This is a genomic window from Bacillus sp. CPT56D-587-MTF (genome assembly GCF_058792335.1).
Genome location: NZ_JBYTEF010000001.1, coordinates 2890658 through 2903176, shown reverse-complemented (window position 1 = coordinate 2903176; position 12519 = coordinate 2890658). Strand labels below are relative to the sequence as shown.

The 12519-nt window shown below is 34.1% G+C and carries 13 protein-coding genes and 1 other annotated feature; of the genes, 8 read left to right on the top strand and 5 right to left on the bottom strand.

Features of this window, described 5'->3' with window-relative positions:
* The first annotated feature begins 325 nt into the window (after positions 1-325).
* Complete coding sequence (locus AC3WVZ_RS14945; RefSeq protein ID WP_233935011.1) at positions 326-2278, top strand: hypothetical protein; 1953 nt, start codon at positions 326-328, stop codon at positions 2276-2278.
* A 343-nt stretch (positions 2279-2621) separates the two neighbouring features.
* Positions 2622-2829 (top strand) — a binding site (T-box leader).
* 44 nt (positions 2830-2873) lie between these two features.
* The gene (locus AC3WVZ_RS14940; RefSeq protein ID WP_001290901.1) at positions 2874-3872 is read left to right on the top strand and encodes a tryptophan--tRNA ligase; all 999 of its coding nucleotides are present in this window, start codon (positions 2874-2876) and stop codon (positions 3870-3872) included.
* Positions 3873-3880: 8 nt separating this feature from the next.
* Here AC3WVZ_RS14940 and AC3WVZ_RS14935 read toward each other — a convergent pair whose 3' ends face one another.
* Both AC3WVZ_RS14935 and AC3WVZ_RS14930 read right to left on the bottom strand, forming a co-directional pair.
* Positions 3881-4327, bottom strand: a complete 447-nt coding sequence (locus tag AC3WVZ_RS14935) for an NUDIX hydrolase (RefSeq protein WP_000540457.1) — start codon at positions 4325-4327, stop codon at positions 3881-3883.
* A gap of 17 nt (positions 4328-4344) precedes the next feature.
* Complete coding sequence (locus AC3WVZ_RS14930) at positions 4345-5184, bottom strand: DUF2785 domain-containing protein (protein WP_000355451.1); 840 nt, start codon at positions 5182-5184, stop codon at positions 4345-4347.
* Positions 5185-5307: 123 nt separating this feature from the next.
* Between AC3WVZ_RS14930 and AC3WVZ_RS14925 the strand changes: the two genes are divergently transcribed.
* Positions 5308-6030 carry a GNAT family N-acetyltransferase gene (locus AC3WVZ_RS14925; protein WP_233935009.1) on the top strand — a complete coding sequence of 241 codons (723 nt, stop codon included), beginning with the start codon at positions 5308-5310 and terminating at the stop codon, positions 6028-6030.
* Positions 6031-6708: 678 nt separating this feature from the next.
* Here AC3WVZ_RS14925 and AC3WVZ_RS14920 read toward each other — a convergent pair.
* Positions 6709-7056 (bottom strand): hypothetical protein, encoded by a 348-nt coding sequence (locus AC3WVZ_RS14920; protein WP_224201186.1) that lies wholly within the window; start codon positions 7054-7056, stop codon positions 6709-6711.
* Between the two features lie 274 nt (positions 7057-7330).
* Here AC3WVZ_RS14920 and AC3WVZ_RS14915 point away from each other — a divergent pair, with 274 nt between their 5' ends.
* The 5 genes from AC3WVZ_RS14915 to AC3WVZ_RS14895 all read left to right on the top strand — a co-directional run bounded on the left by AC3WVZ_RS14915 (position 7331) and on the right by AC3WVZ_RS14895 (position 11782).
* Complete coding sequence (locus AC3WVZ_RS14915) at positions 7331-7564, top strand: hypothetical protein (protein WP_233936616.1); 234 nt, start codon at positions 7331-7333, stop codon at positions 7562-7564.
* Between the two features lie 112 nt (positions 7565-7676).
* Positions 7677-8696 (top strand): tyrosine-protein phosphatase, encoded by a 1020-nt coding sequence (locus tag AC3WVZ_RS14910; protein WP_059303584.1) that lies wholly within the window; start codon positions 7677-7679, stop codon positions 8694-8696.
* Positions 8697-8817: 121 nt separating this feature from the next.
* Positions 8818-9732: a phosphotransferase family protein gene (locus tag AC3WVZ_RS14905; protein ID WP_233935007.1), complete on the top strand. Its 915-nt coding sequence runs from the start codon at positions 8818-8820 to the stop codon at positions 9730-9732.
* A gap of 44 nt (positions 9733-9776) precedes the next feature.
* Positions 9777-10487, top strand: a complete 711-nt coding sequence (locus AC3WVZ_RS14900) for a YjjG family noncanonical pyrimidine nucleotidase (RefSeq protein WP_000875906.1) — start codon at positions 9777-9779, stop codon at positions 10485-10487.
* A 329-nt stretch (positions 10488-10816) separates the two neighbouring features.
* Positions 10817-11782 (top strand): tubby C-terminal domain-like protein, encoded by a 966-nt coding sequence (locus AC3WVZ_RS14895; RefSeq protein WP_233935006.1) that lies wholly within the window; start codon positions 10817-10819, stop codon positions 11780-11782.
* Between the two features lie 47 nt (positions 11783-11829).
* Here AC3WVZ_RS14895 and AC3WVZ_RS14890 read toward each other — a convergent pair whose 3' ends face one another.
* Entirely contained in the window at positions 11830-12033 is a 204-nt protein-coding gene (locus tag AC3WVZ_RS14890) for a helix-turn-helix transcriptional regulator (protein WP_000896308.1), read from the bottom strand.
* Entirely contained in the window at positions 12021-12380 is a 360-nt protein-coding gene (locus tag AC3WVZ_RS14885; protein WP_000859210.1) for a DUF3796 domain-containing protein, read from the bottom strand. Before AC3WVZ_RS14885 ends, AC3WVZ_RS14890 begins: the two co-directional genes overlap by 13 nt.
* Between the last annotated feature and the right edge of the window lie 139 nt (positions 12381-12519).

The following is a 12519-nucleotide window of genomic DNA, read 5'->3' as shown; positions in this document are numbered from 1 at the left end:
CTCCTCATAAAGAAATATAAAATGCAAAGGGAGTGAAATAAATGGAATGAATTATAAGAGATGTGTTAATCACAAATCATATTTATGATTTGTCAAGGTATAAGCTCTTGATAGAAGACGGAAACTTAAGAATTAATATAACGGAACAAGTTTGACAATAATTTTTGCAACGTTAAGAACAACTGTGTGATAGTTGATACTTTTTATAAGAAAGTAAAAAATTACTATTTTGTTCACAATACAACCTTTAATTACAATAAAAGGAAATGTAAAATAGGGATAGTAATTGGAAAAAAATGAAAAATATAGAAAGGAATGATATAAAATGAAATTTATTTATAAGGTTGGATTGTTTAGTTTCGCATTTATCTTTTTTATTTGGAATGCTTATTTACCTTCGTCAGCTTTTGCGGTTTCGACTAGTCAAACAGAAAATAAAAACGCTCCACTAATACGGGTGTTAAACAACTTAGGCCATGAGATAGATACATATTCAATGGTAAAAGGTAATGATAAGGCTATGAAGCAAGCTACAGATAAAGTAAAGTCTTTACCTGTAAATGAGCAAGGAAATAAAGGAACCATTGAGGTACCAGAAGGTAAGTGGAATTTTAAAAATGAAATTTTTTTACCTGAAGGAACTACATTACGAGGGAAAAGCCAAAAGACAATATTAGTTCGGAGTTTTGGGGAATTTCCAAAAAAACCAATGGAAATTATAGATGGCAAAGAATATTATCAGGGGATTATCCGTATGCAAAGCCATACGGTACTGAAAAATATCACTTTAGATGGAGAGAAAGGTAATGAAAAGTCTAATCCACTTCAAAATGGTATTGTTGCAAGAGGACATTATACCGAGGGAGGAGAAGCAACTTTACCTGATGAGAGCGATTATCTTAAGGATATTATGATAGAGGATGTTGTTATTCGAAATATTACAGGAGATGGAATAACGCTTGATTTAATTAAAGGACTACATATTAAGGGTTCTAAATCTGTGGCAGTAGATGGAGAAAAGAGGATGTTGGTTGAAAATGCCGGAAATAGCGGAATTATAGGGTATTCTATAGAAACGGCAGAGATACAAAATGTGGTGACTAGAAACATTGGAGGTGAAGATAAGAAAGGAAAGATTGGTAAGAACTATAACATAGCGCTGTCCATGCGCAAAATGAAAGAACCTCCAAATCCGGGTTATAAATTACAAGCAAAATATCCAATTAGTAAAAATGTGAAGGTGCGAGACAGTGTGTTTATTGATAATTGCTATTGGGAAGGATTGGATACTCACAGTGGAGAGAACATGGAATTTACTAATAATATTTTTGTAGGTATTGCTCGTCCAATTGTAATAGGTGGACTCGAATATAGAGGGAAATATTACTATCCACCAAAGAAAATTACAGTGGAAAAGAATTATATAAATGCTGCTGAGCATATTGATAAATGGAAGCCGAAGAATAACAAAAAATCAGAAGTAGGTATTGCGGTTTGGGGTACTAACCAGACCTTCCCTATTGAGAAAAATGGCAAACTATTAAATCCATTAGATGAAGGATATAAAGAAAATATTGGTTATATTAAAGAAACAAAGATTATGAATAATGTTATTGAACAAGTAGAACCAGAAGATGATTCCTCGGGGTTTGGTGGTGTTGCTCTAAAATTAACTGAAGGAATTCTAGTAGAGAACAATCAGATTGGTTGGGTTAAAAGTGATTCTGTGAAGCGAGGTGGTATCATTTTAAATAATTCTAATAAAGAGTTTGAGATTCGAGGGAATCAGGTGGGGTGGATTCAAAAATCTAGTCTGATTACAGATGATACGAAGCAAAAAGGACATGCACCCATTGAGATAATTGGAACAGGAAATAATGGGTCTGTTACGGATAATTGTTGGAATGAAAATAATAAAGTTGGCATCAATGATGAAAAATATGGAGATTATACAAATAATAAATTAAGAGGTGTAGAATCAAATAAATGGAGAACAGGAAAACCATATGATGAGAATGGGTATAATTATGGATTAAGAAAATTGAAATGGGATACTAAAGAAGGCGTAGTAACTGGAAAGGCAGGAAAAGATGTTGGAAGTGTAATGTTAAAATATGGGGATACTAAGTTAGTAGAAACAAACGCCTCTAATCAGCAATTCACGTTGACAACAGATGAATTAAAACATGGTGATAAAAAGTTTCAAATTGTAGCGAGAAACTCCCATATAAATCCGAAATATCGATATGAAGTGCATAGTGAAGAATTAATAAAGTAGGATAAAATGAAGTGAGTCTCTATGGTGAAATGATATGAATGTAAATATAATATAGACAGTCCTGATTGAACTATATCTTATACGGTATATAAATTTACGGTGTTTAGTAATTTTTTTATTATTTGAAGAAATGAAGGTATTTTGTATATGTAGAACAGGATATCTCGAGTGTGGATAAATTTGCAAAATGTAATTTATACTGTAATAAGTGATTCAGAAAAGGAAACAGTAATAATATTAAAATTACATACTATTAGACAGTTCAAGTGAAAATTTTCTACTGTATAAATCAGAAAATTTATGTTCAAGTCAATGAGAAATGTGATAAACTGTAAAAAATAACGAAAAAGCAATGAAAGAGAAGAGTACATATTCGAAACTTTTCAGAGAGCTGATATGTGGTGAGAATCAGTAAGGGATGAATATGGAATGGGCTCTGGAGCTTCTAACTGAAATGAGTAGGTAAAGACGGTTACTTCACGTTATTGAAGTATGAAGTGAGCTAATGATAGCTAATTAAGGTGGTACCGCGGGAGTCTCTCGTCCTTTTTTAAGGATGAGGGGCTCTTTTTATTTTGAGAAAGGAGGAGTTAGTGTGAGTGAAAAAATAATGTTAACAGGAATTAAGCCGACAGGTTATCCGCATTTAGGGAATTATATTGGTGCGATTAAACCTGCATTACAAATGTCAAAGAATAATGAAGGAAGAGCATTGTACTTTATAGCTGATTATCATGCATTAAATGCTGTGCATGATTCAGAAAAGTTCAGCAGTTATACGAAAGAGGTAGCAGCTACTTGGTTATCGCTTGGACTTGGGGAAGATGTTGTTTTTTATCGGCAAACAGAAGTACCGGAAATTCTAGAATTAGCTTGGATTTTAGCTTGCCTAACTCCGAAAGGTCTTATGAACCGTGCTCATGCGTATAAAGCGAAGGTGGAGCAAAATAAAGAAGCAGGGTTAGAGGTCGATGCGGGAGTGAACATGGGGTTATATACGTACCCGATCTTAATGGCAGCCGACATATTACTATTTCAAGCTACACATGTACCTGTCGGAAAAGACCAAATTCAACATATTGAAATCGCGCGTGATATTGCGACGTATTTTAATCATACATTTGGCACGACATTTACACTACCGGAGTATGTAGTGCAAGAAGAAGGAGCTATTTTACCTGGTCTTGATGGAAGGAAGATGAGTAAAAGTTACGGAAATGTAATCCCATTATTTGCAGAGCAAGAAAAACTTCGAAAGTTAATATTTAAAATCAAAACAGACTCTTCACTTCCAAATGAACCGAAAGAATTAGAAACATTATTTATGATATATAAAGAGTTTGCGACAGAAGACGAAGTACAGTCATTACGTGAAAAATATGAGACTGGAATCGGATGGGGCGATGTGAAAAAAGAGTTGTTTCGCGTTGTAGATCGTGAGTTAGCTGGACCTCGTGAAAAGTACGCAATGTATATGAATGAGCCGGATTTATTATATGAAGCATTAGAAAACGGTGCTGAGAAGGCACGCGCTATTGCGAAGGTAAATTTAGCGGAAATTAAAAAACGGATTGGATTTGAGAGGGAACGTTAAGCGTTCCCTTATTTTTTTAGATAATCTGTAATAATCTTCTCGATAACAGGAGGAAGATTATTAGGTAATTCATCAAGTGAAAAGAAGCGTAGTTCTTTCGATTCCGTATGGTCGCATACAAGCTCACCGTGGAATTCGCGGCAAATATAAACAACGAGTACACCGTGTACTTGATCGCCATTTGGATAGATTTGAAAGAAATCTGGTCCTGAGTATGTACGGAATAGTTCTGGATTTTTAATAATAAGTCCAGTTTCTTCAAACACTTCTCGTTTTAAAGCATCTTCTAACGTTTCGTTATATTCTAAGGCACCGCCAATAATGCCCCAGCGGTTAAAATCTGTACGGAGCTGCAGCAATACTTCATCTTTTTCATTTAATATAATGGCGTGTGATCCTATTAGAATAAGTGGATGATTTCCTACTAAATTTCTCATATCTTCAATATAACCCATGTCATTGCTCCTTGTATTTAATAATAGTTAGGAAGTTCTTTTAACATTCTTTCTGTTTTACGTGCTGTAAAGGCTAAGTTATGGTCATCTTTCGTTCTGAAAAATAATGTGCGTAAAAAGGTTTTAATATTGGCACATAAAATACAATACTCATTAAGCGAAAGGCGTTTTCTAATTTGAGGAAGCCTTTTTATTTTTTTATGAATAATAGAAATTAAATCGTTCTGAGGAAAATCATGATACAGCATTGCTAGTAATGGAGTAACAATGCGTTCATCTTCGTTATTATGAAAAAGGTCAGATGGAATAAAGATTTTATTTAATAAACAATGAATTAATTCTTCGTACCATTCAAAAGTTGTATACGTATTATGAACAATTTCAGTAAAGGCATCAGATACATGAGCAAGACAATGAGCCCATCCTTTATTTTCAATATAGCCCCGAAAATCCGTTTCTAAGTTTGTGTATGTAATGAGTTTATTTTTTATTTCTTCGATATCCTCCTCTGTACAAAAGTAGTGCGAATTAGCGAATTGGAGTATTAACGCAATTAACGAAACAGTGTAAGAACGTGTGAAAACCCCATCTGTATGTGGGGAGTAAATGTCACAATATAAATACTCATCACTTAAACAAGTTTGCAGAAGTAATTTCAGCTGATCGTCCATAAGGAATTCATGATGAATGAAATGCGCAAAACATTTATATATAAGTTGGTAACGAACGTAGCTATCAGTCGTTCCGATATACTGAAGCATGTTCAAAGTTAACTCATTTACGTCTATATGTTGCAGTTGCGTGTAGTCATTTTGTTGTATAAGCTCTAACTGTTGTTGCAATGCTGTAATATCCAATGGAGAACCTCCTCCGCACTTTAAAGATGCGATCTTTTCTAGTATTCTATATATTCAAGGACAATCCTGCTCATGCAAGGAGAACGATTAGAAATTCGAGTATGATATAGATGAGGGAAGAATATGACGACGATAGAACAGTTAGAAAAACATTTTAAAATAAGGAGAAGTGCTTCTTCTATTATGATAAAAGAAAATAATGCAGAGGTTTTTACAGAAGAGCAATTAGAAGAGATGGTGCAATATTACGTTGCTGAAGCTGAAAAAGATGGATTAGAAAAACTACATTTTGAAGTCTCTTCAAAAAGTCCAAATTATGATGTGTATAAAAAATGTTTTGAAACGTATTCATTTGAATATGTTACTGAAAACATGATTGTATTTAAAGATATATATGAAGTAGAAGATGTAGAAAGTGAAATTGATTTTAAGCTTATTGAAGAAGTTGGAGAAGAGGCTTTTTATTCACTGTGGAATGAAGCAACGGGAGAACCAGTCGCTCATGATCAATTTGTGCATATGATGCTAGAAGAAATTGGTGAGCAGTGGAAAGAACATTGTTTAATAGCGAGTGTAGGTGAAGAGCTGATAGGAATTGTAATTCCACATATTGAAAGAGGTGCGTTAGAAGAAGGGAAACTTATGTACTTCGCAGTTACTCCAAATATGCGTAATAAGGGATATGAAGCTGCGTTATTTGCAGGTGCGATGTTTGTCTTAAAGGAAATAGGTGCATCTTATTATATTGGTGAGACAAATATACAAAATGAGTGGATGAAGGATGTTTTTGAAAAGAACGGATGTCAGTTGCTGAGTTGTACTGAGCGGTATGTGAGGGAGTTTTAAAGGAGGAATAATGCGCTCTCTCGAACTCATTTAGCGGGAGTTTAGGGCTCAAAAATAGTGTATATCTAATTATATGTATGAAATTTACTTAAAGTTTTTAATAGGCATTTTTATGAGTAAAATTACGTTATCAGTCATTACTATGACTGATAACGTAATGAAGAACATAGTTTAGATATTGAACCATGCAGAAAGGTACATAATACGAAGTATTTGTAGGGGAAAATTAGAAGTCATGCATTCATTATGTGAATCCACTGACATAAGTTTTCTTTCAGATAACCTAAATACCTCCAACACAATACGCTTATCTATCCAATTGGCAGGATTCGAAAAAAACTATCGAAAGTTTATTAAAAGGAGTGAGTATCCATGTATTACTTTTTAGACATATTTGTTCGTGACGTAAGTTGGTATGTTTACTGGGAAGCAATCCTTATCGGTGTTTTAGTTGCTACATCCCTTTACTTTTTCACAAAAAACAAGTGGGGTTCTCTCTTTCTTGGAATCCCGATAAGTGCCGCTTACCTTTCATTTGTTCATCACTATTCGTATCATTTGATTCTGATTAGTATCCATGTTGCTTTGCAATATCTAGTGCTGACCATGATAGAAGAGTGTACACTTCGTAAAAAGAAACGTAGCGGCTAACGTTATCATTCTATGTATTTCTAAACATCATTCATACTCCAGACGGGTAACTTCCTTTGAAAATGGTAAATATTCTATTTTACACATGTAATAATCCTCTTCTATGTCTGGGAGTTCTAATTGATCTGCTACTAAGAACAAATCATCAATTTCAATGTCTACTCTTGAAGATTTATAGTGGTTTTCATTTACAGTGATATAGCATTCACCTTCTACCTTACTAACATTTCCTTTTAGATAATAATTTAATTCCAGAAGAGTAGAAGCTAACAAATAAACTGAAGAGATAACGAAAATAGACAGAACTACTATCCCTTGCCAGAATTCCCTCTTCTTTCGCTTTCTATTCTTTTTATAAAAAACAACCAATCCCACAATGAATGCAATCAGTAGTGCAGAACACAAAAAAATATCTAGTATAAAATAATCTCGAATGATGTTTCACCCCTTTTTTTAATTTTACTATATAATATTTTCATTACGAATAATATATTATATCTCAACTTTATTGGATATCTTATTTTTTAATGTTACCACCTTTTACCTTACAGATCTTTCCCTGTTATTTTTTCCGCCAATAAGTACCGTGGAGAATCCTACAGTTCCTCTTATATAATTAGATATAAAATATGTAAAGGTGTGAAAGGGTATGGAGAAACACGAAGGAATCAAAGATATTTCAAATGAAATTACCGAACACACTCGTCCTACTCTACAAGAGTATTTTAATATGTTTATTCATATCAAACATGTGGAAGGACGCGGGCCCTGTACCATACAGCAATATCAAGAGAACTGGCGATATTTCCTTGAATACTTAACGGAAAAGAACAAATCGCATAATTATTTCGAGGGAACCCGTGTACAAATTGTGAACAAGTAAAAGAACTTTTCGCCTGTTTGTAAGATAAAAAGAAAAATGAGAACGACAAAATAGATATTCCCATAATACAATAGGGTAAGATTCAATTATAAGAGAAAGCGTTGGTGAAAGAATGGAGCAGCAAAGAAATTGGCTACAAGCAACTGTAGAAAGAATTGAAGATAATACGTTACAAATAAAGTGGGAAAATAATATAGAAGAAGTTCGTATTTATTGGAGTACTTCACCAGATCATATTGAAGAAAATGGAGAACTACTTGCAACTGTAAATGGAGAATTATCATATACAATTGAAAACCCGAGTGAAAATGAACGTCCATATTTTAGACTAGTAGGAAGTAATGGACAAGCAGTGACAGTAGCTGAGCGTAGATTGCCATTACAAGGTGCGTTTAACTTCCGTGATATGGGTGGATATGAAACGACAGATGGACGTAAAGTGAAATGGGGCAAATTATACCGTTCTGAAGAATTAGCAGGACTAACAGAGTGGGATATCGACTATTTACAAAAGTCTGGTTTAAAGTTAATTTGTGACTATCGTACAGACTTTGAGGTAAAGCATAAGCCAAATCCTGAGATTACAGGTGCTCGTCAAGTGTGCTTACCAGTTATGCAAGACTTAGCGAAAGACTTAAATATTAATGAGTTTTTCCAAGTTGGTGACCTTTCTATGTTAGGAAAACCAGGTGAGTATCTTGTAAAAATGAATCAAGATTTCGTAAGTGGTAACGAGGCGTTCGTAAGCTTCTTAAACTTAGCGCAAAACCCGGAAAACTTACCGTTAGTAAACCACTGTACAGCTGGAAAAGATCGTACTGGATTTGGTTCAGCATTATTACTACTTTTACTAGGTGTACCAGAAAAAACAGTAATGGAAGACTACTTACTAAGTAACGGATTCCGTGAAAAGCTAAATGAAAAAATGATGGCCTTTTTAGGTGCGAAATTACAAAACGATGAGAGCAGAGCGATATTAGGTGCAATGTTTGAAGCACGTGCTGAATACTTGCAAGCTGCGATTGGTGAAATTCAAAAGCAATACGGATCAGTTGAAGCATACGCTGAAAAAGCTCTTGGCTTTACGAAAGATTCGTTAGAGGAAATGAAAGAGTTATTGCTAGAAGATTAATAATGAGAAGGAGGCTGAGCGAATTAGCCTCCTTTTACTATTGTTGCTATAATTTTGTTAATGAGGATGTTGTGCACCGAGGAGAAAATGGATGAAAAGAACTTAAGAGTCGGGGGATAAAATGATTTATACACGTGTAAAAGCAGAGGGGTTAAGAGAAAAGCTGGCAACAATACTAAGTCAAGAGTATAAGGAACTAGCTATTCAAGATTTAAAGGTGATTGGAACGGGAGTGCAAAATATTGTTTTTCAAGGAGATTCAGAAAAGGGGTCTTTAGCATTTCGAGTACCGTGGGAAAGAGAAGTGGAAAATATAAATGAAGACTTATTTAACAGTCGGATTTCGTTGCAAAAGGAAGCGGAGCTGTCTAAGTATTGTCATTCAAAAGGTATTCCAGTACCAAGGATACACGGATTGCATCTTTCAACCGAACTTGATTTTTTAATTTCGGATTGTGTGTATGCTGATCGTACGCCAATTTCCGCATGCAAAATAGGGGAGTTAGTGAGCAATCTTCATAGTATGCCAATTGATGGTTTGTATTACAAACAAAATATTAGAGAGCACATTAGTAAGTATATAGCAGAACGAATTGTAAAACGGATAGAAGGGTTTAATACAATCACGAACTGTAAAATTAATCTTCCGGATACAAAAACAATTGAATATATTCTTAGTACAGCAGATCATGTAAAATGTTTATTACATATGGACATTCGACCAGCCAATTTAATCGGGTATAATGGAGAAGTTAAAGCAATAGTTGATTGGGATAACGCTTTAATTGGTCATCCATTGCTGGAGCTTATGAGAATAGCTGAAACAAATGAGGTTAGTTGGGATGAATTTAAAGCTGGATATAAGAATGATAGTATCTTTAATGTTACTCCTCATATTGTTAGTTTATTTTATAGACTAGATACAGCAGTCATGCTAGCAAACTTATTTATAGCACATTTGAAAATAAAAGATAAAGGTGTATTCTATAAAGAGCGGGTTAAAGCGCTTCATCACGAAATATATAAAAATTTATAAGCAATGAGAACGAAGCTTTTAAAATAGGAATTGAGGAGAACATCATGAAATACAAAGTTATATTATTCGACGTAGATGATACATTATTAGATTTCCCTGAAACGGAAAGACACGCATTACATAATGCGTTTGTACAGTTTGATATGCCTACAGGGTATAATGATTATCTTGCAAGCTATAAAGAGATTAGTAATGGATTATGGAGAGATTTAGAAAATAAAATGATTACGCTAAGTGAATTAGCAGTAGATCGATTTAGACAATTATTTGCACTTCATAATATAGACGTAGATGCACAGCAATTTAGTGATGTATATCTTGAAAACTTAGGGAAAGAAGTACATCTTATAGAAGGCGCAGTACAATTATGTGAAAATCTACAAGATTGCAAGTTAGGTATTATTACGAATGGATATACGAAGGTGCAACAATCAAGAATCGGAAATTCGCCTTTATGTAATTTCTTTGATCACATTATTATTTCTGAAGAAGTTGGTCATCAAAAACCAGCACGTGAGATTTTTGATTATGCGTTTGAGAAGTTTGGGATTACTGATAAATCAAGCGTACTAATGGTTGGAGATTCGTTAACTTCTGATATGAAAGGCGGAGAAGATTACGGCATTGATACGTGTTGGTATAATCCGAGTTTGAAAGAAAACGGGACAGATGTTAACCCGACTTATGAAGTGGAGAGTCTGCTACAAATTTTAGAAATTGTAGAAGTGGCTGAAGAAAAGGTAGCTTCATTTTAATTGTGCTGATATTTGTCGAAAAATCGATATATTGAAAAAATCGTTGATATATTGTAAGTTGTGATAGATATATTTGAAAAATCGTTGATATATTGTAAGTTGTGATAGATATATTTGAAAAATCGTTGATATATTGTAAGTTGCGATAGATATATTTGAAAAATTGCTCATGTAAATTCATATACTAAGATATAGAACAAAAAAATAGAGCTACTATACAAGGTCATTCACGTGTTATAATGCGTGAATTAAATATGCGTATATAAATAGTTTCCTAGCGTGATGCGATGTCATGTATGATTAGTGTAACAACTAGAGGTGAATAAAGGATGTTAAAGTTTTTATTTGAGTTAGACAAGAATCTCCCGCAGAAGGATGAGCCACGGTATGATGCTTATTCAAAGGGCTTTATCGAAGGAGATGTAACGATTTGCGCGAGTGACAGCGTATTTTTTCAAAAATCATGTATGAAGGTTGCAGAGCTGGGGATTTATTTAGGTCAGTGGATGGAACAAGTTCAACATGGGCAGAACGTGCCTATGAAATATGAAACGGCTGACCGTGAAGAGGTAATTCTTGGTTTCTTCTATGAAGAGGATCATAATCAATGGAATGTTTTTTCCAGCTGGCAAGAATTTGAACTTCAAGAGCGTATAGCTACTACAACATTAATAGAGAGTGTTCAACGCTATTTGTATGAGTTAAATAAAGAACTGCGCATGATAGAATATTCTGTGACGTTTGATCAGTACTTAAGAGGAGAGCGAATGATGCAGCTCTCTTACAAACGACCGTGTGATAGCAAAGCAGATACGACGCCGATAGAGTTTTATAATGGAAGTGAGCAAGTAGGCGTAGTACGGGGTTATTATAAAAATACGTTGATGAGAGTGCTGGACTTCATTCCGAAAATTGGTAGTAATATTATTTATGAAATAAAGGATAGTAAGGACAATATTCGCGTCATTGCAAAGGATGTAAGTAGGCAGCGCCAAAGAAGGATTTTAGTAATGTACAAAGATAATCATGATGCAGAGCATGAAATACTTGTATGTGACGGAAAGTTATTGGATGCAAATTTCTTATTTACCTTTACATATAAGGCAGAAGAATATGTTGTTCATAAAACTTCATTTGGAATGGGAAAATTATTACGAAAGGGCTATGTAATTGCAGATTGGAATATTCGTCTTGAGGAAGATATGTATTACATCGAGATGAATGCATATGATGGAGATTACATGGAGGATCAATACTTACTATTAGGCGTATTTCATGCGGTTTTATATGGATAATCAATGAGAAATACCGTCATTCTTCTTGGAAAGAATGACGGTATTTTTTATTTATCCTCAAAAATAAAAATCTCATCAATCGTACTATGTAGTGCCTTCGCTATATCGTGAGCAAGTTGTAAGGAAGGATTGTATTTACCTTTTTCGAGATGACTAATTGTTTCACGTCGCACACTAACGCTCTTCGCTAAATCTTCTTGTGTCATGTTCAATTTTGCGCGGTATTCTTTTATCTTCGTTACGAACGCCATGGTGCATCTTCCATTTCATCAACAGGTTTATCATAAAAGAACATAGAAAAACCGAATGTAAGAATGAGTGTGCCGAAAATAAGAGCGATATCAATCTCTTGTAGCGTAGAGTTTGGAAATAACATTTCAATAAATATAATGATAGCAGTAGTTAGTAATGTAACGATAAATGCATTGCGACACGATTTATTGACAATTTGTTCAAACAGTTCATCGTGTTGAACTGTTCTATACGATGTGAAAAAGGAGAAGAAACAGAACATAGTAAACAATCCTTTTTCATAAAAAAATCCGAGGAAACCGAAGAAACCGAGAAATCCTAAATATTTTATCCAAGTTGTTTTCATGATAGGTCCTCCTTACGTTGTTAGAAATAAGTCACGTTATGTTACAAATATATCACAATTGGATAGGAATGGTAATAATAGTTTTCCAGTTTGCTTCATAATAATAGTAAAAAGAGGAAATATGCTGCGAAATAAAGAG

What these genes read in the sequence shown, in the direction of transcription:
- AC3WVZ_RS14925 (WP_233935009.1), top strand. Translation starts at nt 5,308, where the DNA reads ATGACGACGATAGAACAGTTAGAAAAACATTTTAAAATAAGGAGAAGT.
- AC3WVZ_RS14895 (WP_233935006.1), top strand. Translation starts at nt 10,817, where the DNA reads ATGTTAAAGTTTTTATTTGAGTTAGACAAGAATCTCCCGCAGAAGGAT.
- AC3WVZ_RS14885 (WP_000859210.1), bottom strand. Translation starts at nt 12,380, where the DNA reads ATGAAAACAACTTGGATAAAATATTTAGGATTTCTCGGTTTCTTCGGT.
- AC3WVZ_RS14935 (WP_000540457.1), bottom strand. Translation starts at nt 4,327, where the DNA reads ATGGGTTATATTGAAGATATGAGAAATTTAGTAGGAAATCATCCACTT.
- AC3WVZ_RS14900 (WP_000875906.1), top strand. Translation starts at nt 9,777, where the DNA reads ATGAAATACAAAGTTATATTATTCGACGTAGATGATACATTATTAGAT.
- AC3WVZ_RS14905 (WP_233935007.1), top strand. Translation starts at nt 8,818, where the DNA reads ATGATTTATACACGTGTAAAAGCAGAGGGGTTAAGAGAAAAGCTGGCA.
- AC3WVZ_RS14910 (WP_059303584.1), top strand. Translation starts at nt 7,677, where the DNA reads ATGGAGCAGCAAAGAAATTGGCTACAAGCAACTGTAGAAAGAATTGAA.
- AC3WVZ_RS14945 (WP_233935011.1), top strand. Translation starts at nt 326, where the DNA reads ATGAAATTTATTTATAAGGTTGGATTGTTTAGTTTCGCATTTATCTTT.
- AC3WVZ_RS14890 (WP_000896308.1), bottom strand. Translation starts at nt 12,033, where the DNA reads ATGGCGTTCGTAACGAAGATAAAAGAATACCGCGCAAAATTGAACATG.
- AC3WVZ_RS14915 (WP_233936616.1), top strand. Translation starts at nt 7,331, where the DNA reads ATGGAGAAACACGAAGGAATCAAAGATATTTCAAATGAAATTACCGAA.